The 22,268-nt window shown below is 64.3% G+C and carries 20 protein-coding genes; 10 read left to right on the top strand and 10 right to left on the bottom strand.

Translation table 11 applies throughout. The features are described from left to right. Positions 1–6 precede the first annotated feature (6 nt). Genes FJ428_RS18550 through hemP form a run of 4 tightly spaced genes read right to left on the bottom strand, consistent with a single transcriptional unit; the run spans position 7 to position 3,318 of the window. Positions 7–1,107, bottom strand: coding sequence for an iron ABC transporter permease (locus tag FJ428_RS18550; protein ID WP_140555095.1), 1,101 nt, complete (start codon positions 1,105–1,107; stop codon positions 7–9). Positions 1,108–1,112: 5 nt separating this feature from the next. Then, positions 1,113–2,021 (bottom strand): hemin ABC transporter substrate-binding protein, encoded by a 909-nt coding sequence (locus FJ428_RS18545; RefSeq protein WP_140555093.1) that lies wholly within the window; start codon positions 2,019–2,021, stop codon positions 1,113–1,115. Positions 2,022–2,031: 10 nt separating this feature from the next. After that, positions 2,032–3,093, bottom strand: a complete 1,062-nt coding sequence (locus FJ428_RS18540; RefSeq protein ID WP_140555092.1) for a hemin-degrading factor — start codon at positions 3,091–3,093, stop codon at positions 2,032–2,034. Between the two features lie 18 nt (positions 3,094–3,111). Then, a complete protein-coding gene (hemP, locus tag FJ428_RS18535) occupies positions 3,112–3,318 on the bottom strand; it encodes a hemin uptake protein HemP (RefSeq protein WP_140555090.1) in 207 nt (68 codons plus the stop codon). Between the two features lie 202 nt (positions 3,319–3,520). Between hemP and FJ428_RS18530 the strand changes: the two genes are divergently transcribed. From FJ428_RS18530 to FJ428_RS18520, 3 genes are all read left to right on the top strand, one after another. After that, positions 3,521–5,710 (top strand): TonB-dependent hemoglobin/transferrin/lactoferrin family receptor, encoded by a 2,190-nt coding sequence (locus FJ428_RS18530; protein ID WP_140879925.1) that lies wholly within the window; start codon positions 3,521–3,523, stop codon positions 5,708–5,710. 2 nt (positions 5,711–5,712) lie between these two features. Next, the gene (locus FJ428_RS18525; protein WP_140559647.1) at positions 5,713–6,156 is read left to right on the top strand and encodes a hypothetical protein; all 444 of its coding nucleotides are present in this window, start codon (positions 5,713–5,715) and stop codon (positions 6,154–6,156) included. Positions 6,157–6,227: 71 nt separating this feature from the next. Continuing rightward, entirely contained in the window at positions 6,228–6,542 is a 315-nt protein-coding gene (locus FJ428_RS18520) for an antibiotic biosynthesis monooxygenase (protein ID WP_140517212.1), read from the top strand. A gap of 28 nt (positions 6,543–6,570) precedes the next feature. Here the strand turns inward: FJ428_RS18520 and putA are convergent, their stop codons facing one another. Then, on the bottom strand, positions 6,571–10,182 hold the full coding sequence (putA, locus tag FJ428_RS18515; protein ID WP_140559646.1) for a bifunctional proline dehydrogenase/L-glutamate gamma-semialdehyde dehydrogenase PutA: 3,612 nt from the start codon (positions 10,180–10,182) through the stop codon (positions 6,571–6,573). Between the two features lie 164 nt (positions 10,183–10,346). Between putA and FJ428_RS18510 the strand changes: the two genes are divergently transcribed. Next, complete coding sequence (locus FJ428_RS18510; protein ID WP_140495705.1) at positions 10,347–10,799, top strand: Lrp/AsnC ligand binding domain-containing protein; 453 nt, start codon at positions 10,347–10,349, stop codon at positions 10,797–10,799. A 1-nt stretch (position 10,800) separates the two neighbouring features. On the opposite strand, the gene FJ428_RS18505 is transcribed toward FJ428_RS18510, so the two are convergent. Together FJ428_RS18505 and FJ428_RS18500 are read right to left on the bottom strand one after the other, a co-directional pair. Then, entirely contained in the window at positions 10,801–12,000 is a 1,200-nt protein-coding gene (locus tag FJ428_RS18505; protein ID WP_140559645.1) for a cytochrome c peroxidase, read from the bottom strand. 7 nt (positions 12,001–12,007) lie between these two features. Further along, complete coding sequence (locus FJ428_RS18500; protein WP_140495703.1) at positions 12,008–12,457, bottom strand: FixH family protein; 450 nt, start codon at positions 12,455–12,457, stop codon at positions 12,008–12,010. A 152-nt stretch (positions 12,458–12,609) separates the two neighbouring features. On the opposite strand from FJ428_RS18500, the gene FJ428_RS18495 reads away from it, so the two are divergent. Then, positions 12,610–13,530: a sugar kinase gene (locus tag FJ428_RS18495; protein ID WP_140495702.1), complete on the top strand. Its 921-nt coding sequence runs from the start codon at positions 12,610–12,612 to the stop codon at positions 13,528–13,530. Positions 13,531–13,533: 3 nt separating this feature from the next. On the opposite strand, the gene FJ428_RS18490 is transcribed toward FJ428_RS18495, so the two are convergent. From FJ428_RS18490 to FJ428_RS18480, 3 genes are all read right to left on the bottom strand, one after another. After that, positions 13,534–14,556, bottom strand: coding sequence for an aldose epimerase family protein (locus FJ428_RS18490; RefSeq protein ID WP_140495701.1), 1,023 nt, complete (start codon positions 14,554–14,556; stop codon positions 13,534–13,536). 85 nt (positions 14,557–14,641) lie between these two features. Beyond that, complete coding sequence (locus FJ428_RS18485) at positions 14,642–16,099, bottom strand: NAD-dependent succinate-semialdehyde dehydrogenase (protein ID WP_140517224.1); 1,458 nt, start codon at positions 16,097–16,099, stop codon at positions 14,642–14,644. A gap of 227 nt (positions 16,100–16,326) precedes the next feature. Further along, positions 16,327–17,277, bottom strand: a complete 951-nt coding sequence (locus FJ428_RS18480) for an AEC family transporter (protein ID WP_140879924.1) — start codon at positions 17,275–17,277, stop codon at positions 16,327–16,329. Between the two features lie 263 nt (positions 17,278–17,540). Between FJ428_RS18480 and FJ428_RS18475 the strand changes: the two genes are divergently transcribed. The 5 genes from FJ428_RS18475 (at position 17,541) to FJ428_RS18455 (ending at position 22,258) form a co-directional block, all read left to right on the top strand. Next, complete coding sequence (locus FJ428_RS18475) at positions 17,541–18,089, top strand: histidine phosphatase family protein (RefSeq protein ID WP_140517227.1); 549 nt, start codon at positions 17,541–17,543, stop codon at positions 18,087–18,089. A 303-nt stretch (positions 18,090–18,392) separates the two neighbouring features. Then, positions 18,393–18,674 (top strand): acyl carrier protein, encoded by a 282-nt coding sequence (locus tag FJ428_RS18470; RefSeq protein WP_010909964.1) that lies wholly within the window; start codon positions 18,393–18,395, stop codon positions 18,672–18,674. Positions 18,675–18,691: 17 nt separating this feature from the next. Then, positions 18,692–19,879 carry a beta-ketoacyl-ACP synthase gene (locus FJ428_RS18465; RefSeq protein ID WP_140623294.1) on the top strand — a complete coding sequence of 396 codons (1,188 nt, stop codon included), beginning with the start codon at positions 18,692–18,694 and terminating at the stop codon, positions 19,877–19,879. Between the two features lie 41 nt (positions 19,880–19,920). Further along, positions 19,921–21,192: a beta-ketoacyl-ACP synthase gene (locus tag FJ428_RS18460; RefSeq protein ID WP_140495696.1), complete on the top strand. Its 1,272-nt coding sequence runs from the start codon at positions 19,921–19,923 to the stop codon at positions 21,190–21,192. Positions 21,193–21,229: 37 nt separating this feature from the next. Then, positions 21,230–22,258 carry a zinc-binding dehydrogenase gene (locus FJ428_RS18455; RefSeq protein WP_140879923.1) on the top strand — a complete coding sequence of 343 codons (1,029 nt, stop codon included), beginning with the start codon at positions 21,230–21,232 and terminating at the stop codon, positions 22,256–22,258. The last annotated feature ends 10 nt before the right edge of the window (positions 22,259–22,268 follow it).

Genomic DNA, 22,268 nt, shown 5'->3' with positions numbered 1-22,268 from the left:
ACACCCCTACAGGTCGATGACGCCGCGCTTGCGCAGCAGGATCCAGAGGAAGAACGGCGCTCCGGCGATCGCCGTGACGATGCCGATCGGCAGTTCGGCGGGCGCCACGATGGTGCGCGCGACCGCGTCCGCCAAAAGCAGCAGCGAGGCGCCGAGCAGCGCCGAGGCCGGCAGCAGATAGCGATTGTCGGGGCCGATCAGCAGGCGCAGCAGATGCGGCACCACGATGCCGATGAAACCGATGCCGCCGCTGACGGCGACGGAGGCGCCGACCGCCGCCGAGACGCCGACGATGGCCGTGTACTTAAGCCGCTGCACCGGAATGCCGAGATGGCCGGCGGTCGCCTCGCCCAGCGCCAGCGCATTAAGGCCGCGAGCCAGGAACGGCATCGCCGCCAGCGAAAGCACGATGACCGGGCCGACAGAGCCGATCTTCTGCCATGTCGCACCGGCCAGCGAGCCGAGTTGCCAGAAGGTCAGGTCGCGCAGTTGCCGGTCGTCGGCCATGAAGATCAGGATACCGGTCAGCGCCATGGCAAGTGCGGCCAGCGCCAGGCCGGCAAGCAGCATGGTGGCGACGGATGTGCGGCCCTGCCGCGTCGCGACCTTGTAGAGCAGCAACGTCACCGACAAACCACCGCCGAAGGCCGCCAGAGGAAGGATCAGCGCGCCGAGCGAGGCGGTCACCGGCGACAGCACGGTCGTGCCGAGCACGATGACGGCCACCGCGCCGAGGCTGGAGCCCGCCGAAACACCGATAAGGCCGGGGTCGGCAAGCGGATTGCGGAACAGCCCCTGCATGACCGCGCCGGAGACCGCGAGCGCGGCCCCGATCAGCACGCCGAGCACGACGCGCGGCAGCCTTATGTCATAGACGATGAGGCGATCTCGCGCGCTCATCGCCACGTCGCCAGGCGCTGCGCCGAACAGCCAGTCGCCGACCACCTTGACGGCGGACGCATCCGAGGCGCCGGAGGTCAGCGACAGCAATACCGCTGCCGCAAGCATGACGCAGGCGAGCGCGATGACCAGACGGGCGCGCCCGGAACGGTCACCGGCGCTGGCCATCTTCCTCTCCGCCGGCCCGGCGATCGACTGGTCGACCATGCCGCTCAGTCCGTAATCTGCGTGCCATAGAGCGCGACGGCAAGGTCGTGGACGGCGTCGGCCGTACGCGGTCCGAAGCCGAGCAGATACCCGCCGTCGATGCGGATCAGCTTGCGCGCGGTTCCGGCCGGCGTCGAGGCGATCGATGCGTTGCCGAACAGTTCATCGTCCGATACCGGCGGCCCGGCATTGCTCATCATCAGGATCGCGTCCGGCCTGGCGGTGACAACAGCCTCGTCAGACAGTTGCTTGTAGCCGGAGAAGCCTTCGATCGCGTTGACGCCGCCGGCCAGCTTGATGATGCCGTTGGCAGCGGTATCGCTGCCGGCCGCCATGATCTTGCCGCCCTGCATCGACAGCACGAACAGAACGCGCTTGCGCTCCTCGATCGAGGCCGTCTGCTTTTCCGCCGCCTGCAGCTTGGCATCGATCTCCCTGGCCAGCGCTTCGGCCTTGGCGTCGGCGCCGAGCGCCTTGCCGACCACGCGGACCTTTTCGAGGATGCCCTCACGGTCGTACCGGTCAGGCACTTCGATGAAGGGGATGCTCGTCTTCTTCAGCACATCGAGCGCCTCCTTGGGGCCGCTACCGTGCAGCGCCAGCATGCCCGAAGGGTTTACCGACAGCACACCCTCCGGTGACAGCTGGCGCATGTAGCCGACATCTGGCAGGTCGAGAGCTGCTTTCGGATAGCGGCTGGTGGAATCGCGCGCCACAAGATGCTTTTCCTCGCCGAGCGCATAGACGATCTCGGTGATCGAGCCGCCGATGGACGCGATCCTGGCGGGATCGGCGAAGACGGAGACACCGTCGCCGGCGTCGGCCGGCTGCAGCGCGCCGAAAGCAAGGGAAAAGCTGAGCATCGGGCCAAGCATCGATCCGCGCACAGCCGTCAATCCGGTGAGAAGACCCATCGTTGTTTCCTCAGGCTGCGGTCGGGCTTGGAATGCGCGGCAGGTTCTCGGCCAGGAAGCGCCAGTCGTCGCGCTCGCCCTCTCCTTCATGGCGCTTACCGAAGAACTGGATGATCATGTTGCCGTCGGCGTCGTAGACCTCCAGCGACGTGACATGGCCGTCCTTGGTCGGCTTGCGCACGGCCCAGACTTCATGGATGTGGTCGGTGCGCAGGTGCAGATGGAAGGTCTCGTCCAGCACATTGATCCACGGCCCCATTGGCTTGACCGACTTGACCGGACCGGAATGGATTTGGATACAGCCACGGTTTCCCACAAAGCACATGATCGGCATCTCGCCCTCGGCGGCACGATTGAACATGGCTCTCACCGCATCATTGTCGAGCAGCCATGCATAGTCCTGGCCCACCATGCGCACTGCCTGGCGGCGGCTGAGCTTCAACGTCTTCAGCATGCCGAAGAACTGATGCACGTCGGTCAGCCGGCTCCAGCGATCGCGCAGATCGTCGAGATTCGCGGTCGTTGTCACCGCCTCGCCTTCGTTCTCGGCGGCTGGCCCCGAAATGGCGACCAGTGGCTCCTGGTTCGGCGATTCCAGCGAAGCGACCAGTTTCTGATAGGCATAGAGGTTTGACCCCGGCCGCAGATGCACCTTGTGCACCGCCTCGCCCGCCGCGTCGAAGAATTGCAGGCTGCGGCGGATGTCGTCGCCGTCGCGTTTTTCCACGGCAAAGCCGTGCGCCCATATTTTCGGGAAAATGCGCAGGTCGATGTTCTCGCCCAGCACCATGGCATTGTGATTGCCGGTGACGACCTTGTCGTAGGCGCCGATCTTTTCATGCACGGCGCTTTCGTTGCGGGTGAGCGCCATCACCTCGCCGACGGCTTCGAGGCCGGTCAGAAGATCGTTGACGCGTGGCTCGACGCGAACGACACCGTCGCCGCAATGCGCGGCCACCAACTCAGCCTCCGAAATGCCAAGCTGTGCGGCCAGATCGCGCTCGCGCGTTTTCGGATTATCCGTCCGCGCCCGCCGGATTTCGTGCGGGGTGGGTTTTACGCGCTGGTCCATTGTCCTGCTGCCTTGCGCTTACTTGTTGAGGATGAGCTTGCCCTGACGGGTGATCTTGAGCCGGTAGAGCGCGCCGTGATGCTCGATGCCGATCTCGTGCTCACCTTGGAACAGCGTGTTGCTCGACAGCGTCCGCACCGCCAGCGGAACGCCGTCGAAGCGGGCGGAGGCATCGTCGGAACGGCGGATGCGATAGCGGAAGTCGTTGGGATTGTGCGTGTTCATGTGGATCGGTCCCTTTCCTGTGCCGGGCGTCTGGCTAGGCGTTTTGCGTAATCCGATTCATTCTTGACTTGAATAATCATGTTTACTAGTCAGTGCAATACCGGATTAAATTAGTCAAGATTTAAGACGCGAATACGATCACAAATGCCAGCCAGCCCCAGGCCAGCCCGCATCGAACCTGGAAACTTTGGAGTTGGGGCACATGGGGTTAGCGATTTGGGAACGGCGCGGCTGGTCGGGGCCGAACGGTGCAGCGGCTTTGCTGGCGGGCGTGGCGGCGATTGCCTTGTTCGTGCCACCTGCCAACGCTCAGCAATCAGCACAGGCGGCGGGAGAGCAGGCCGATCAATCGAAGCAGGCTGAGCAGGAAAAGCCGGCGCCAGCGGGCGCAACACTGCTCGACAAGGTTCTGGTCATTAGCCGCACCGGAGAAACGGCCATCCAATCGCTGGCCTCGGCCAGCCATATCGACCAGGAACAGCTCGATCGCCGCATGGCGACGACGCCGAACGAAATGCTGTTCGGCGTGCCCGGCGTCGCGGCGCAGGCCGATGCCAGGCGCGTCAGCACCAGCGTCAATATCCGCGGCCTGCAGGATTTCGGCCGCGTCGCGATCATCGTCGACGGCGCGCGGCAGAACTTCCAGCGTTCCGACCATGGCACCCAATCGACCTTCTACGTCGACCCCGAGCTTATCAAATCCGTCGACGTCATCCGTGGTCCGGTCGCCAACACCTATGGTTCGGGCGCGATAGGCGGCGTGGTCTTCTTCGACACCAAGGACGCCCAGGACATCCTCAAGCCGGACGAGACATGGGCTGGTTCCGTCACCGGACGCTACGAGAGCAACGGCAAGGGCTGGACCACCAGCGCATCCGGCGCCTATCGCTTTAACGACAATTTGGATGCGCTGGGCAATATCGTCTACCGCAATTATGACGACTACAAGGATGGCGACGGCGACACCGTCAAGGGCACCGGCTTCGACGTGCTGAGCGGATTGCTAAAGACCACGATCCGCCCGAGCGACAATAGCGAACTGAAGCTCGGCTGGGTCGGTTCGAGCGACGGCTGGAACGAGATCAGCGGCGGCATGCCGGTCAATGACGTCGACCTGAAATCGAACACCTTCACGGCTCGCTACAATGTCACGGACGAAGACAGGAGCTGGCTCGACCTCCACGTCAACACCTCCTACAACAAGACCAATCTCGACCTGACCGGCCTTGTTCCGCAGCGCCGCTTCGATCCCGTCACCGGCCTTCCCGTGATGTTGCCGGCAGGTTCGACGTCGACCTTCGATGTCGGCACAGCCGCCATCGACATCTGGAACACGTCGCGATTCGAGACAGGCGGCCTCGCGCATGAACTGACCTATGGCGGCGACTGGGTGAATGACGACGTCGAGACTGGCGGCACGGCAGGCGGCGACAGCTTCTACACGCCTTCCGGCAAGCGCAACGTTTCTGGCGCCTACGTCCAGGACAAGCTCAGCTGGGATTGGCTCGAAGTCATTGCCGGGCTGCGCTATGACAATTACAGCCTCGAGGACGACACGCACGAAACGTCGGGCGACCGCCTGTCGCCGCGCGTCACCGTCGGCGTCTCGCCTTTCGAAAGCGCCGGCCTTGCCGGCCTGCAATTCTACGGCACCTACGCGGAGGGCTACCGGTCGCCTTCGCTGACCGAAACCCTGATCAGCGGCAACCATCCGGCGGGCGTCAGCTTCCCGTTCCTGCCCAATCCCAATTTGAAGCCCGAAACCGGCAAGACCGTCGAATTCGGTGTCAATTACAAGCAGAACGACGTTCTCGAGTCCGGCGACGCGTTTCGGCTGAAGGCAGCCTATTTCAACAACGACGTCGACGATTATATTGACGGCGTTACGCTGTCGGCCTTCGATCCGACCAGCGGCTGCCCCTTCGGGCCGGGCATTCCGATCTGCTTCCAGTACCAGAACTTCGCCAAGGCAAAGATCAACGGCTTCGAGATGGAAGGCGTTTATGATGCAGCATGGGGCTACGCCGGACTTTCCGCCTCCATCATCAATGGTCACACCATATCCTACGAAGGCGATCGGGCGGACCTTGCCACGATACCGTCCGCGCAGGTCACCGTGCAGCTCGGCCTGCGCTTCCTCGAGGACAAACTCACTGTCGGCGGCGAGGTGCAGTACAATGGCAAGCCCAAGGGTAACCTGATCGCCGAGGACTATACGCTGGTCAACGCTTTCGCCAGCTACCAGGCGACCGACAATCTGAAGGTTGATTTCCGCGCCGACAATCTGTTCGATGTCAAATACGCCAATCCGTTGAACGGCAGCACCACGGTCGCGGTCTATGAACCGGGCATAACGCTGAAGCTGGCGGCAACGATGCGATTTGGAGGATGATGATGACGAACTTGACGGCATCCCTTCGTCTGCTGACCTCGGCGCTGGCGATGTCGCTTGCAGCGGTTCCGGCGTGGGCACAAGAGTCCGCGCCGGCGCCTGCTCTTGCCCTCGAACTCAATGGCGCGCAACCGTCTGAAAAGGGCTGCCGCCTGACCTTCGTGGTCACCAACAATCTCGGCGCCGACCTTTCCAGGGCGGCGTTCGAGATCGCGCTGTTCAACGACGCCGGCGTCGTCGACCGCCTGACCGTGCTCGATTTCAAGGACTTGCCGGCCGGCAAGACGAAGGTGACGCGCTTCGATCTCGCTGGCACCAACTGCGCCAAGGTCAGCCGCGTGCTGATCAACAGCGCGACCGAATGCGTCGGCACCGGCGTCGAGCCGAACACCTGCATGCGAAAACTCAAGACAGATGCCAAGACCGGCATCGCCTTCGGGGTCTGAGCACGGCGTGGGGCCGCACGCGGCATCCTGCGGCACCACCCGTCTAAGTCCAGGAAATCGAAAGGAACTCCATGTACATCGCCATGAACCGCTTCAAGGTGCAGAACGGCTCGGAAGCCGATTTCGAGGCCGTGTGGAAAAACCGTGATTCCAGCCTTGCGGAAATGAAGGGCTTCCGGGAGTTCCATCTGCTGCGCGGCCCAGTCAACGAGACCGAAGGCTATACGCTGTTTGCCTCGCACACGGTCTGGGCAAGCCACGACGATTTCATCGCCTGGACCAAGTCGGAGAACTTTCGCGCCGCCCACAGGAACGTCGGCACGACGAAGGTCCACTATCTCGGCCATCCCCAGTTCGAGGGTTTTTCGGTCGTCGAGGGCGCCTGAAGCAACCTCGCCAGCCGGATAAGGGTCCTCACGCCGCCGCAAGCAGGCTGGCATTGCCGCCCGCGGCGGTCGTGTCGACGCAAACGGCCCGCTCATGCGCGTAAGCCGCCGGATTGAGCACCTCGCTGACCAGCGGCACGATCGGCCCTGAGCGTTCGGCGATCATTTTGCGCACGATGCGCGCCGCCTCCGGCGTCCCCGAGAAGGCGACGACGTCGACGCGTAACGAACGCGCCTCAACCGGATCGGGGCGGCCGTCGATCGCCGCCAGCGGCAGGCCCTTGCCGGTCAGCGCCGAAAGCGCCGCCGGCGCGCCTGGCGCCACCGCCAGCACCGCATTGCCGGCGGCGAGCGCCTGGATCGTCTGCGCAAACAGCGTGTCGCCGTCCGGTCCCAAGCACAGCACCCGGCCGCGCGGCGCCAATGACAGTGTATTGGCCTCGCCGGTCGGCCCGGGCAGGTCGACCTGGCCGAAATCGATTGCGGCGGCGGCACCGATCGCCGCGGCACCTTTGCCGCGCAAATGCTTGCGCAGGATGGCGATGCGGTCCGGCCGCGTCGACCAGCCGCCAAGCGCGGGATCGGGCAGATTGTCGGCGAGTTCGGTCGCCGTCACCTTGTGGCCGTCGCCAACAGGCGTGCCTGCCTCCGGTCCCTTGCGAAAGCGCCGGAGATAATGCGGTCCGCCGGCTTTGGGCCCGGTCCCGGACAGCCCCTCGCCGCCGAATGGCTGCGAGCCGACGACCGCGCCGATCTGGTTGCGGTTGACATAGATGTTGCCGGCATGGATCCCGTCGACGAAATGCTGCACGCGACCCTCGATGCGGGTGTGCAGACCGAACGTCAGGCCGTAGCCCTTGCGGTTGATGGCGGCGATCACCGCGTCAATCTCATCGGCGTCGAAACTGGCGACATGGAGCACCGGCCCGAACACTTCGCGCTCCATCTCCTCGATACCCTTGACCCGAAACACATGCGGCGCGACGAAGCGGCCATCCCTGGGTGCTTCGAGCTTGGCGATCAGCCGTCCCTGCAAACCCATCGTCGTGCAGTAATCGCGGATCGAACCCTGCGCCTCGTCGTCGATGACGGGACCGACATCCGTCGAGATAGCCCAGGGATCGCCGACCTTGAGCGCCTCCATGGCGCCCTTCAGCATCTCCAGCATCTTCTTCTCGACATCCTTCTGCACATAGAGGACGCGCAGCGCCGAACAGCGCTGGCCCGCACTCTGGAAGGCGGAGGCGAGGATATCGCGCACCGCCTGCTCAGGCAGCGCGGTGGAATCGACGATCATGGCATTCAGCCCGCCCGTCTCGGCGATCAGCATGGCATCGGGCGCGGCTGTCTCGGCCAGTTGCTTCTCGATCAGCTTGGCGACCTCGGTCGAGCCGGTGAAGCAGACGCCGGCAATGCGCGGATCTGATGTCAGTGGCCCGCCGACCGAGGGGCCATCGCCCGGCAGAAGCTGGATGACGTCTTCCGGCACGCCGGCCTCGCGCAGCATTTCGACGGCTCGGAAAGCGATCAGCGGCGTCTGTTCGGCGGGCTTTGCAATTACCGAATTGCCGGTGACGAGCGCTGCGGCGATCTGGCCGGTGAAGATGGCGAGGGGGAAATTCCACGGCGAGATGCAGACAATGACGCCGCGCGCCTCGGTGCCCGCTTCGGCATTGGCCGCCTCGGCCGCGTAATAGCGCAGGAAATCCACCGCTTCGCGCACTTCGGCGACGCCGTCGGCCAGCGATTTGCCGGCCTCGCGGGTGGCCAGCGCGAAGAATTCGACGGCATTGGCCTCGTAGAGATCGGCGGCGCGATTGAGGATGGCCGCGCGCTCGGCAACCGGACGCTTTGCCCAGGCTGGCTGCGCTTCGACGGCGATGCGCACGGCGGTTGCCGCCTGCTTGGCGGTGGCTTCGCTGACCATGCCCACCACTTCCGAAGGCCTGGCGGGATTGACGACCGGGCGTTGCTCGCCATAGCCGGCCGCGCGCGTGATCGGCTTGGCGTGCCAGCGGTTAGGGCCCGCGAAGGCTGTCCTCTCCTTGTCGATCGCTGCCAACGTCACCGGATCGGTGATGTCGAACCCTTTCGAGTTGCGGCGGCTTGCACCGAAGATGACGGCAGGCCGGGGGATCGCGGGATTGGCGGCGGGGCCTTGGCTCTCGACCGCTTCTAGCGGGTCGCGCGCGATGTCTTCGGGCTCGACATCCTCGTCGGTAAGCTGGTGGACGAAAGATGAATTGGCGCCGTTCTCCAGCAGCCGGCGCACCAGATAGGCGAGCAGGTCGGAATGCGCGCCGACAGGCGCGTAGATGCGGCAGCGCGTGCCTTCGGCCTTGCGCACCGTCTCGTGCAACGCCTCGCCCATCCCGTGCAGGCGCTGGAACTCGAAGCTCTCACGGTTCTTCGTCATCGACAGGATGGCGGCGACAGTGTGGGCATTGTGGGTGGCGAATTGCGGATAGATGCGATCGGTCATCGACAAAAGCTTTCTCGCGCAAGCGAGATAAGAAACGTCGGTGTTGACCTTGCGGGTGAAGACGGGGTAGCCGGCGAGCCCCAGCGTCTGCGCCCGCTTGATCTCGGTATCCCAATAGGCACCCTTGACCAGCCGCACCATGATGGTGCGATCGCATTTCGTGGCAAGCGCATAGAGCCAGTCGATGACGAAGGCAGCGCGCGGACCATAGGCCTGGACGACGACGCCAAAGCCGTTCCAGCCTGCAAGCTCCGGCTCGGCAAGCACGCGCTCGATGACGTCGAGCGAGAGGTCGAGGCGATCGGCCTCCTCGGCATCGATATTGAGGCCCATGCGCGAATGGCGCGCCGCGAGCGCCAGCGAAAGGAGCCGCTCGGCCATGACAGGCAGCATCTCTTCCTTCTGCGCTTCCTCGTAGCGCGGATGCAGCGCCGAGAGCTTCACCGAGATGCCGTGGTTGTGGCGGATATCAGGCCCGTTTGAACCGGCATCGAGTGACGAGATGGCGTCTGCATAGGCCTTGTGGTAGCGCAGCGCATCGGCCTCGGTGCGGGCCGCCTCGCCCAGCATGTCGAAGGAATAGAGATAACCCTTCTGCGTCATCGGCCGGCCGCGCTTCACGGCTTCGGCGATGGTGCGGCCGAGCACGAACTGCTCGCCCATCTCGCGCATCGCCGCCGCCACCGCCTTGCGGATGACGGGCTCGCCGAGCCTGCGCACCATGGCGCGCAGCGTGCCTTCGATGCCGCCCTCGCCTTCGTCGAGCACGCGGCCGGTCAGCATCAGCGCCCAGGTCGAGGCGTTGACGAAGATGGAGCTCGAGCCGCCCGAATGCGCCGACCAGTCGTGCGGCGCGATCTTGTCGGCGATGAGGTCGTCCATGGTCTCGGTATCGGGCACGCGCAGCAGCGCCTCGGCCAGGCACATCAGGGCCACGCCTTCCTTGGTGGAGAGGCCATAGGCGGACAGGAAAACCTCCATCAGCCGCGGATCGGACGAGCCGCGCACCGCCCGCACCAGATCGGCGGCATGAGCCGAGATCGCCCGGCGGTCCTCCGCCGAGAGGCCGCTCGCCTCGGCCAGCGCCTTCACGGCCTGATCCTCGTCGGGCAGATAGTTGGCGCGGATTTGCTGGCGGATGGCGTCGAGCGCTGGCATGGCGGGTCCTACGGGCAAGCACAAGGGAGCGGGCCGGCGGTCACCGGACCGAATGGCGCAAGCTAGCACAAGTCCCGATTTTCAGGCGGTCTGAAGAAATCGACATTGCAGTTCGATCGATCTATCATATCACCGCAAACTACCCGAAGAAGGCTGCATTTTCGATGAGGGAAGACCAATTGGACCGCATCGACAGGAACATCCTGTCGGCGCTGGCAAGCGCCGGCAGGCTTTCCATGTCGGAGCTCGCCGCCAAGGTCGGCCTGTCCAAGACGCCGGTGCAGGCGCGGGTGAAGCGGCTGGAGAAGGACGGCTATATCAGGGGCTACCAGGCGATTATCGACCGCGAGCGCATGGGCGAAGGCCATGTCGCCTTCGTCCAGGTGAAACTGTCCGACACCCGTTCGGCCGCACTCGATGCCTTCAACCGTGCCGTACAGGCCGTGCCCGAGATCGAGCAGTGCCACATGATGGCGTCGAGCTTCGACTACCTCTTGAAGGTGCGGACCCGGGACATCGCCGCCTACCGCCGCGTGCTCGGCGAACGCATCTCCGCCTTGCCCCATGTCGCCCAGACCTCGACCTTCGTGGCGATGGAGACTGTGAAGGATCGATAATTCACTCCGCCAAGGTCTTCAAAAACGCCACCAGCGCCGCGCGCTCGCGGTCCGACAGCTCAAGCGGATGAATTTCGGATGTACCCTCAACGCTGGGGGCTGCCTTCGCGTAGTGCGCCACCACTTCGTCGAGCGACGCAAACTGACCGGCGTGCATGTAGGGCGGCCGCGTGGCCGCGCCGCGCAGCGAAGGCGTCTTGTAGGCGCGCACCAATTCCGGCGCATCCTTGACCATGAACCGCAATTCGCCGCAGGCGCCGACATCGCCATCGCGATAGGCGCCGAAGCAGTTGAACGGGTCGGCCTGAACTTGGCGTACCGCGTCGACGCGGCCGCGATCCGGCGGCAGCCCGTTGACCGGCGGCACGCCGGTGTTGTGGAACCCATTGTCGGTGAAGCGCGGCCCATTGTGGCAGGTCACGCAATTGGCCTTGCCGATGAACAGTTTCAGGCCGAGGATTTCCTCCTGGGAGAAGGCGGCGTCGCCTTTCGGCTCGGCGCCGGTCGCCAGGTCCAGCGCGAACCGGTCGAAGCGGGCCTGCGGCGGCTCGATCGAGCGTTCGAAGGCAGCGATTGCCTTGCCGATGTTGGCGAACACCCGGTTTATCGCGTCACGCTGCTGGTCGCTCATGGCGCTCCATGCAGCCTTCTCGGCATCGCTGCCGAGCGGACTGGCATTGGCTGGTATGTCGGACAGATCGGGCAGCGGGCCGAAGATGCGCTCATAGCGGTCGCCGAAGCGCGCCTTGATGTAATGCGCATAGGCGGCACGGTTTCCCGCCTGCTCCAGCGGGTTCTCCAGCGGCGTGAGCGCCTGCGCCCACAGGCTGTCGCGCCGTCCGTCCCAGAAAAACCAGGGATCGCGCGCGATGCCGGCGAGCGGCATGGTACGCCGGTTCGTGCGGCCGACGCCAACCGCCTGCGGCAAGCCGTCCTGAAACTGCCGGTCGATCTTGTGGCAGGTCGAGCAGGACACCGTGCCGTCGCGGCTCATGCTGGCGTCGAAGAACAGCGTCGAGCCAAGGGCAGCGGCGGCCGGGACATCGGCGAACCGGTTGGTGGTGTCGGGTTTCAGGGCCGGCAGCCTCGACAGCGCCAGCGAGGCGATGGTCTTCTTCTCGGCATCGGAAAAGTCCGGCTTGCCGCAGCCGGCAAGGACGGCCATCGCCATCAAGACGAAAAAGCGCGCAAGACGCCTCATCTGCGGCTCACAGCACGACGTTGAAGACGACCGTATCCGACCCAGCCGTCGCGGAGATGGCAAAATGCAGCTGCCACCAGCCGCTCATGGTGAATTTCACGCCTTCGATGCGATAGCGCCCGTCGCCGAGATAGTCCGTCGCTTGCGGGCTGGTCGGCAGGCCGTGGCGGTGCTGCGGCATGCCTCCCGATACCGCGATCGCGGCCCCTTCCACCGGCGTCCCGGCTATCGTCTTCAAGGTCAACAGCCAGGCTTCCAGTTCGCCTTGACGGACGACGCCGCGTTCCGGCGCGAAGCTCGCCATGAACAATCCGTTCTCGGTCTTTTTGGTTCGGGAGATATCCGGGCCGGCAACCTGCGCGGTTCGCGGTGCGGTCAGATAGACCACTGCCAGGATGCCAGCCAGCAAGGCTGCCAGACCAAGACCCGCCAAAAGATAACGCCATATCGAAGCCAAGCCGGTTCCTCTTCAGGGGATAACGTTTTGCCGCACCGATCGCATCCCGCCAAACCTGTTGGAATCGCAGGTGACGGAAAAAACCGCCCTTGCCAAGCATGGCGCTCTACTCTCCAAAAAGCTACAGCAGCATCGTAACAGGGGAATGGATCATGATCGGCAAAGGTGTCGCCTCGATCGGCGAATGCATGATCGAGCTTTCGGGCCAAACGGGTTCGAACTGGCGCATGGGATTTGCCGGCGATACGTTCAACACGCTGTGGGCCCTGCATGCGCTGAGTGGAAGGCCAGCGACCTACGTCTCGGCTTTCGGAGACGATCCTTTCTCGCAAGATCAGATCGGCTTCTTCGCGGACAATGGCATCGGCATTGGCGAAAGCCCTGTTATCCCGGGCGCGCGGCCCGGCCTCTATGCCATCACGCTGACCGGCGCGGAACGCTCCTTCACCTATTGGCGCGGCGATGCGGCTGCCAGGCAGCTTGCCTCCAATCCGGCTGCGTTGGCAAAAAGCCTTGAAAAGCAGGCGCTTGTCTACTTTTCCGGAATCACTTTGGGAATTCTGGACTCCGCTGCGCGCGCCACGTTGCTATCGGCCGTGGCCGAGGCGCGATCCGCGGGGTCGCTGATCGCCTTCGATCCCAACTACCGGCCACGGCTGTGGCGCGATCGCGAGGAGGCGCAAGCCGCGATCCTGGAGGCGCTCGCCGTCACCGACATCGCATTGCCGACTTTCCCGGACGAGCAGATGCTGTTCGGCGATGAAGCGCCACAGGCAACGGCTGGGCGGCTCGGGCAACTGGTCGGCGAAGTCGTGGTCAAGAACGGTGAACAGCCGGCGCTGATCGTCGAGAACGGGACGCTGCGGGACGTTCAGGCGATCCATGTGGCCACGCCCGTCGACACCACGGGCGCGGGCGATTCCTTCAACGGCGGCTATCTCGCCGCGCGTCTCGCCGGACACACCCCTGCGGAGGCTACAAAGCGCGCGCACCGTGTCGCGGCCAGCGTGGTGCAGGTTCGCGGCGCATTGGCGCCATTCGAGACGTTGCGTGCGGCATTCGAAACGGATTGAGGGTCAGGGCAGCCGGAACCGATATTCCGTCACGTGATGGTAGATCGCACCCGGCCACAGTGTCGCCTGCGGGAAATAGGGCCGGTTCGGTGCGTCCGGCCATATTTGCGGCTCCAGGCAAAAACCACAGAAAGCTTTGTGGTTTCGCCCTTCCAGCCCCGTGCGCGGCGTCACATACTGGCCGGTATAGAGCTGGACGCCGGGCTCCGTGGTCCACAGTTCCATCTCGACGCCGGAGCTCGCTCCTTGCACCCACGCCGCCTGCTTGAGCGGCCCACGCGCCGAGGCGAGGCAGAAATTCTGGTCGTAGGCAAGCTGCTCGCCTTCGGTCTCCATGCGCAGCGGCCGCGCCTGGCGGAAATCGAAGGGCGTGCCGTCGACAGGCTTCACCGTGCCCGTCGGAATCATTTCGCCATCCACCGGCAGATAGGCGCCGGCATTGAGCATCATCCGGTGATCGAGGATGTCGCCCGTCCCGCCATCATCGAGGTTGAAGTAGGAATGCTGCGTGAGATTGCACAGCGTCGGCTCCTCGCACGTCGCTGATATCTCGACGCTGAGCGTACCGGGGATCTTCAGCCGGTAGGTGCAGGTGACGTCGAGTGCCCCGGGAAAGCCCATCGTGCCGTCGGGATCGTGCAGCGTCAGCGTGACGAAGTCCCGCCCGTGCAGCGAAACCGTCCACGGCCGATGGAAAAAGCCTTGCGAGCCTCCATGCAGCGTGTGCTTGTCGAGAAAATTGCGCTCGGTCTGGTAGCGCTTGCCGGCGATGGTGAAGCGGCCGTCGCGGATGCGGTTGGCATAGCGGCCGACGACCGCGCCGAAGAAAGCCGTGTCGGTTTCATAGGATGATAGATTATCATAGCCGAGCACGAGAGGCGCATCGTGGCCGGCCAGGCGCAGGTCCTGGATGATCGCGCCGAGCCCAAGGATATTGGCGCTAAGTCCGCCGCCTCTGATGGTGAAGCGGCGAATCGGGTCGCCCGCCTGGGTGGTGCCGAAAACCTCGCCGTCCTTCATTGCCATGCCCGCAAACGTCAGTTGATCCAGACGGCCCGTTTCGTAGCCGGGGCAGGCAGATCACAGGCCTGCCTGTCCCGGCGACAGTCTATCAGAGGCCGAGGCCGCCGATGCAGACATATTTGGTGTCGAGGTAATCCTCGATACCCTGATGTCCGCCTTCCTTGCCGAGCCCGGACTCCTTGACGCCGCCGAACGGTGCTTCCGGCGTGGTGATCAGGCCTTCATTGACGCCGACCATGCCATATTTCAGCCCTTCCATGACGCGGAAGGCGCGGCCGAGATCGCCGGTGTAGAAATAGCAGGCGAGGCCGAATTCGGTGTCATTGGCAAGCGCAATCGCTTCTTCCTCGGTCTCGAACCTGAAGACGGGCGCCACCGGCCCGAATATCTCTTCCTTCATGAAGCGCATCTTGGGCGTTGCATCGGCGATGACGGTCGGCTGGAAGAACGAGCCGCCGAGCGCATGGCGCTTGCCGCCGGCGACGACCTTGCCGCCCTTCGAAGTCGCATCGGCGATCAGTTCCTCGACCTTCTCGACCGCCTTCTCGTCGATCAGCGGCCCCTGCTGCACGCCCTCCTCCAGGCCGGAGCCAACCTTCAGCTTGTCGCTGGCGGCAGCCAGCTTCTCGACGAACCGGTCATAGACGCCGGCCTGGACAAGGAAGCGGTTCGTACAGACGCAGGTCTGGCCCGAATTGCGATACTTGGCCGTGATCGCACCGGCGACGGCGCGGTCGATGTCGGCGTCGTCGAAGACGATGAACGGCGCATTGCCGCCGAGCTCCATCGACACCTTCTTCACGGTGACAGACGACTTCTGGATCAGGATCTTGCCGACCTCGGTCGAGCCGGTAAAAGTGATCTTCTTGACCAGCGGATTGGCGCAGATCTCATCGCCGATCTCGCCGGCCGCACCGGTCAGGATGTTGATTACGCCCTTGGGGAAGCCGACTTCCTCGGCCAGCGCGCCCCAGGCGAGACCGGAGTAAGGCGTCTGCGAGGCTGGCTTCACCACGGCGGTGCAACCCGCGGCGAGTGCCGGGCCGAGCTTGCGGGCCAGCATCGAGGACGGGAAATTCCACGGCGTGATGGCGGCGATGACGCCGACCGGTTCCTTGGTCACCAGGATGCGGCGGTCCGCCCACGGCGACGGCACGACATCGCCATAGGTGCGGCGGCCCTCCTCGGCGAACCACAGGATGTAGGAGGCGGCCGAGCCGATCTCGCCCTTCGATTCGAACAGCGACTTGCCCTGTTCAATGGTCAGGAGCTCCGCCAGAACGTCCTGATTGTCCATCATGGCATCGTGCAGCTTGCGCAGCAGCTTCGAGCGCTCGAGCGCGGTGGTCTTGCGCCAGGTCTTGAAAGCTTCGTCGGCGGCTTCGATGGCGCGGCGGGTCTCGACCTTGCCTGCCTTGGGCACGGTGCCGATCTTGAGGCCGGTTGCCGGATTGGTGACGTCGACCGTCTGGCCGCTGTCGGCCTGCACCCATTCGCCGTTGATGAGATTGGCCTGGCGCATGAAATGGCTGGTTTTCTGAAGCATGGTCTAGCCTCCGTTCGGCGCTCACGGGCCGCTATCTGGATGTCTTCGATTAGCGCACCGTGCGCTGGGGCCATTGCTCTTAACCTAGGGAAAGCCCCGCAAGCAATCGCAAGATGGCATATAGGGGTTATGCCAGTGCAAGGCGAGAGCCGAGGTTTGATTTCACCGCTGAGACATCGCGTCGAACGGACTCACGCCGAGCGGCTCAGACCCTGGTCTTATTCATGTCAGCCGAAGACGTGCACGCTCACCGCCAGCCAGAAAGCAGTGGTGACGACCGCGCTCGCGGTCGCGATGGTCATCTGGTTCGAAGCCAGCGCCTGGCCTGTGTTGAACTGCACGGCAATGAGATAGGAATTGATGCCGGATGGGAGCGCCGCCACCACGACCGCTACCTTGGCGGTCAAGGGCGGCAGGCCGAGCAACCAGACGAAGATCAGAACCAGCGCCGGCATCAGGAACAGCTTCAGTGTTGATAGCGCCAGCGCCGGGCGGACATTGCCTGATATGCCGAAGCGGCGCAGGCTGAGCCCCATGGCGAACAGCGCCACCGGCCCGGCGGTGCCGGCCAGCGCGTCCACCAGCCGCATGACCAGTTCGGGCAGCGGGATGCCGCTGAAGCGCCATGCGAGACCCAAAAGAATGCCGATGATCAGCGGATTGATGAACAGCCGCCTCAGGAAGTTGCGGACGACGCGCACGGGATGCACATGCTCGCCGCCGCCGCGGCCGAACATCTCGAACAGCACGATCGAAGCCATCATCATGACAGGCAGATGCACGGAAACCAGAAGCGACAGCACCTCGAATCCGTCCCGCCCGAATATGCCGAGAATGAACGGCGCGCCGAGCAGGACAACATTGGAATAGGCCGACGACACGCCGCCGACGACACCGGCGCGTTCGTCGCGTCCGAATATCCGCGTGGTAACGACATGGCCGGCGGCCCAGGTGATTGCCACCGCCGCGAAATAGGCCCCCCATAGCGACCACGGTGCCACCCCGTGGAAATCGGCATTCACCATCGTCTGGAACAACAGCAGCGGCATCGCAACGCTGACCGCGAAATCGGATATCCCCTCGCCGCTCGCCGGCTTCATATAACCGGTGAACCCGGCGAGGTAGCCGAGCGCCACGAGGCTGAAGACGAAAAGGACGGTTTCGGTAAGCGGAGACATTTTTCCAGGGATAGGCGAGCCAAGGTCGCGGTGCAATCGCGCCCGAATTTCTTCGACCCCGAATTTGTTCTGCCAAGCGGGGCATCGCCGAAGGCGGCTGGACTTTTCCCATCCCGCTCACGACCGGAAGACCGATCTGGTGAAGCAGCGGATGACGAAGGAGAAGTGAGACCGCGGAGACCGCAGGCCTTTCGCTTGTCTTTGTACCTGCTTTCCGATCCCTATATGCGGGTGGCCGGTGCCCGGCTCCTGGAAGGATTACGATGATCCGATTTGCCTTGGCGTTGTTCCTGTTTGGCGTTCCGGCTGCAGCGCATGCGACGGATGCCGGCTGGGCGCTGCTGCGCGATGGCGGCCATGTCGTGCTTTTGCGCCATGCCATGGTCACCGGCACCACCGATCCCGCCAATTTTGATATCGACAGCTGCGCCACCCAGGTCAATCTGTCCGCACGCGGCAAGCAGCAGTCGAGCAAGATCGGCGCCTTGCTTGCCGCCCGCGCCGCGCCGATCGAGCGCGTGCTGTCCAGCCGCTATTGCCGCTGCCTCGACACCGCGCGCATCGCCTTCGAGACCGAGCCGGAGCCTTTCGCGCCGCTCGACCTGCTGAAGGGCGACGCGGCGCAAAAGGCGGCCCAGATCGCCGCGATCATGAAGGAAATCCGCGCCTATTCCGGCTCTGACAACCTGGTCATGGTCACTCATCTGGAAAATATCGCTGCGTTGACCGGCGTCTCGCCGCGCGAGGGCGAAGCCGTTGTCGTCGAGCCGCAGGGCGACGGTCTGCGTGTGCTCGGCCGGGTTACGTTCTAAATCGGGGCCGACCGGCGCATCCGCGAGCAGCCACGCGTCGATGAGGACTTGCGACAGAGGTAATGTTGCCAAAATACCACCCAAAAAAGATGCCGCGCTAGGGCCGCGACAATGAGGCCAACATCATCCGCGGTCGCCAGCCATGGAGGGGCCGCCGGGTTGACCGGCGGCCCGTCTTGCGTTTCTTGGGCACGCTACCCATCTGCGCCCGGCGTATCAGGCCTTTTCCTGCCGGGAAAAACCGATTAGACAGCGCCCAAACAAGATGCGGACAGATTCCGCCCGCAACCGAAGGAAAAGCCCTTGTCCACCACGTTCGACAAAGTCGCCAAGATCATTGCCGACACCAGCGAGATCGATATCGACACCATCACGCCCGAGAGCCACACGATCGACGATCTCGGCATCGACAGCCTCGATTTCCTCGACATCGTCTTCGCCATCGACAAGGAATTCGGCATCAAGGTGCCGCTGGAAAAGTGGACCCAGGAAGTCAATGACGGCAAGGCCTCGACGGACGATTACTTTGTCATGAAGAACCTGTGCGCCAAGATCGACGCACTGGTCGCCGCCAAGACCGCCTGATCCGTACCCGATCATCCATGAGCCCCCGCGACGTCGTCATCACCGGCATTGGCCTTGTCTCCTCGTTGGGAGAAGGCCCCGATGAACACTGGCGCAAGCTCACTCAGCCGGGTCAGAAGCCGGTGCTCGAAGCCGAGCGTTTCGCGCCCTACACCGTCCATCCGCTGCCGGAGATCGACTGGAACCTGCAGATCGCCAAGCGCGGCGACCAGCGCCAGATGGAAACCTGGCAAAGGCTCGGCACCTATGCCGCGGGTCTTGCGCTGGACGATGCCGGCATCAAGGGCAATGACGAGCTCTGCACGACCATGGACATGGTCGTGGCCGCCGGCGGCGGCGAGCGCGACGAAGCGGTCGATGCCGCCATCCTGGCCGCCTCGGAAAGCCGCAACGACCGTGACGTGCTGCTCAACGAGAAGCTCACCACCGAACTGCGCCCCACCCTGTTCCTGGCACAGCTTTCCAATCTGCTCGCCGGCAACATCTCCATCGTCCACAAGGTGACGGGATCGTCCAGGACCTTCATGGGCGAGGAAGGCGCCGGCGTAGCCGCCGTCGAGACGGCTGCCGCGCGCATTCGTTCCGGCCAGTCGACGCATATACTGGTGGGCGGCGCTTTCCAGACCGAACATTCCGATATGTTGCTCGGCTATGAGCTTGCCGGCTACCTGCATCGCGGCGCCTGGAAGCCCGTCTGGCAGCGGCAAGGCGCCGAAGGTGGCGGCGTGGTGTCGGGATCCGGCGGCGCTTTCCTGGTGCTGGAGCAGCGCGAACACGCGGCAAGCCGGGGGCGCAAGATCTATGCCGAGCTCGGCCCGGTCGTCTCCGGCCGTGCCAGGCGGCGGCAGGGCGAGCTCGATTCCGAGATCGCCGCGCTGCTCAAGAAGACCGCCGTGCCGAATGGCGGCTTGCTGACCATGTCTGGCGCCTCAGGCGCTCACGCGGCTACCTCCGCCGAGAAGTCGGCATTCGACGCCAATCCCGCGATCGCGGCGCGTGGCTTCGCGACGCTGACCGGCCACATGAAGGAAGCGCAGTTTCCCTTCGCCGTGGCGCTGGCGGCGCTCGCCGTCGACCGTAAGGCCGCCTACCCCGTTTTCGATGCCGCTGCCGAGAAACCGTTCGAAGGCATTCCAAGAAGCGTCCTTGCAACGGCGATCGGCTACCACCAATTCGAGGGCATGGCGCTGGTCAACGCCGCATAGAGCGGCCAGCCACATACAACGACAAAGGTTAGGGCTTCCGGATGGCCAATCTCAGAGATCACATGGGCAGGCCGATCGTTGCCGTCACAGGCATCGGCGTGGTTACTTCCCTTGGAGCCGGCAAATCAGACAACTGGACGGCGCTGACCTCGGGCAGATCGGGCATCCACCCGATCACCCGCTTCCCTGTCGACCACCTCAACACCCGCATTTCCGGCATGGTCGATTTCCTTGCGTCGAGCTCGAAGGGCGCCAGCCCCCTCACATACGAACTGGCGGAGACGGCCGCGCAGGAAGCCGTTGCCGAAGCCGGCCTCAATTCCAGCGACTTCGGCGGACCGCTGTTTCTGGCCTCGCCGCCGGTCGAACTCGACTGGCATGAGCGGTTCGCGCTCTATAATTCCGACAAGCACGACGCCGGTGCCGAAAGGCTGCTTCGGGTGGCGCGCGGCTTGAAGGAGCTCGATACATTCGAGACCACGCAGTTCGGGTCGATCGCCGACCGGCTCGCCGACCGTTTCGGCACGCGCGGCCTGCCGATCACGCTGTCGACCGCTTGCGCCTCCGGTGCAACGGCCATCCAGCTTGGGGTCGAGGCAATCCGCAGAGGCGAATGCGACCGGGCGCTGTCGATCGGCGCGGACGGCTCGGCGACCGCCGAGGCGCTGATCCGTTTTTCGCTGCTGTCGGCGCTTTCGACCCACAACGACATCCCGGAAAAGGCTTCTAAGCCCTTCTCCAAGGACCGCGACGGCTTCGTGCTGGCCGAAGGTTCCGGCGCTCTGGTGCTGGAATCGCTGGAGGCAGCGCTCGCCCGTGGAGCAAGCGTTCTGGGCATTCTGCGCGGCTGCGGCGAAAAGGCGGACGATTTCCACCGCACCCGCTCCAAGCCGGATGGTTCGCCGGCCATCGCGGCGGTGCGCGCCGCCCTCGCCGATGCCGGCCTGGGCGAGGACGAGATCGACTATGTCAACGCGCACGGCACCTCGACGCCGGAAAATGACAAGATGGAGCACCTGTCGCTGTCGACGGTGTTCGGCGAACGGATCGGCTCGATGCCGATCTCGTCCAACAAGTCGATGATCGGCCATACGCTGTCCGCCGCCGGCGCGGTGGAAGCGGCATTTTCCCTGATGACAATGCGCGAAGGCGTCATTCCGCCGACCATCAACTACGACAATCCCGATCCGGCGATCGTGCTCGATGTCGTGCCCAACAAGAAGCGCAATGCGCAGGTTGGCACCGTGCTTTCGAACTCCTTCGGCTTTGGCGGCCAGAACACTTGCCTTGTCATGGCGCGGGAACCGGTCTAAGCGAGCCACTTCCGCTAGAACAGAACCGACAGGCTCCATGCGCGCACTGCAACTTATCGAGGACCGCCGTCTTGAAACGGTGGACCTGCCGCCCCCGCCGCCGCCCGCGCTCGGCGAGGTGACGCTGCGCATCAAGGCAGTGGCGCTGAACCACATTGACGTCTGGGGCTGGCGCGGCATGGCTTTCGCCAAGCGCAAGCTGCCGCTGGTCGTCGGCGCGGAAGCCTCCGGCGAGGTCGAGACCGTCGGTCCCGGCGTTTCCGGCCTGCTGCCGGGACAGTTGGTCTCGATCTACGGCGCGCGCACCTGCGGCCTTTGCCGTGCCTGCCGCGAAGGCCGCGACAATCTTTGCGAACACGTCTCGGGCGTACATGGCTTCCACCTCGACGGCTTCGCGCAGGAGAAGATCAACCTGCCGGCGCGCCTGCTGGTCCCCGCCCCTCCAGACGTGAGCGAGATCGGCGCGGCTGTCGCCCCCGTCACTTTCGGCACCGTCGAACACATGCTGTTCGACAATGCCAGGCTCGAGCCCGGCGAGACGATCCTTGTCCACGCCGGCGGATCCGGCATCGGCTCGGCCGCCATCCAGCTGGCGAAGCGGATGGGCTGCACGGTCATCACCACGGTCGGCTCGAACGACAAGATAGACAAGGCCAAGGCGCTCGGCGCCGATCATGTCATCAACTACCGTGACGACCGGTTCGAGGGCGTCGTGCGCAAGCTGACCAAGAAGAAGGGCGTCGACGTCGTCTTCGAACATGTCGGCGCCGACACTTTTGCCGGCTCGATGCTGTGCCTGAAGCGCGGTGGCCGGCTCGTCACCTGCGGCTCGACGTCCGGCGTGTCGGCGCAGGTCAATCTGATGCAGCTCTTCCAGCAGCAGTTGAAGCTGCTCGGCTCCTTCGGCTGCCGCATGGAGAACATGGCCAACGCCATGCAGAAGATGGCGGCGGGACAGGTCGCACCCGTCATCGATACCGAAGTCGGCTTCGACGACATCGACGCCGCGCTGAAGCGCATGGAAGGCCGCGACGTCTTTGGCAAGATCATCCTACGCGTCGTCTAGGCCCTGACTT

This window comes from Mesorhizobium sp. B2-8-1 (assembly GCF_006440955.1).
In the GTDB taxonomy this organism is placed as follows: Bacteria; Pseudomonadota; Alphaproteobacteria; order Rhizobiales; family Rhizobiaceae; genus Mesorhizobium.
The sequence above is the reverse complement of the archived record's forward strand: the minus strand, read 5'-3'. Positions and strand labels throughout refer to the sequence as shown.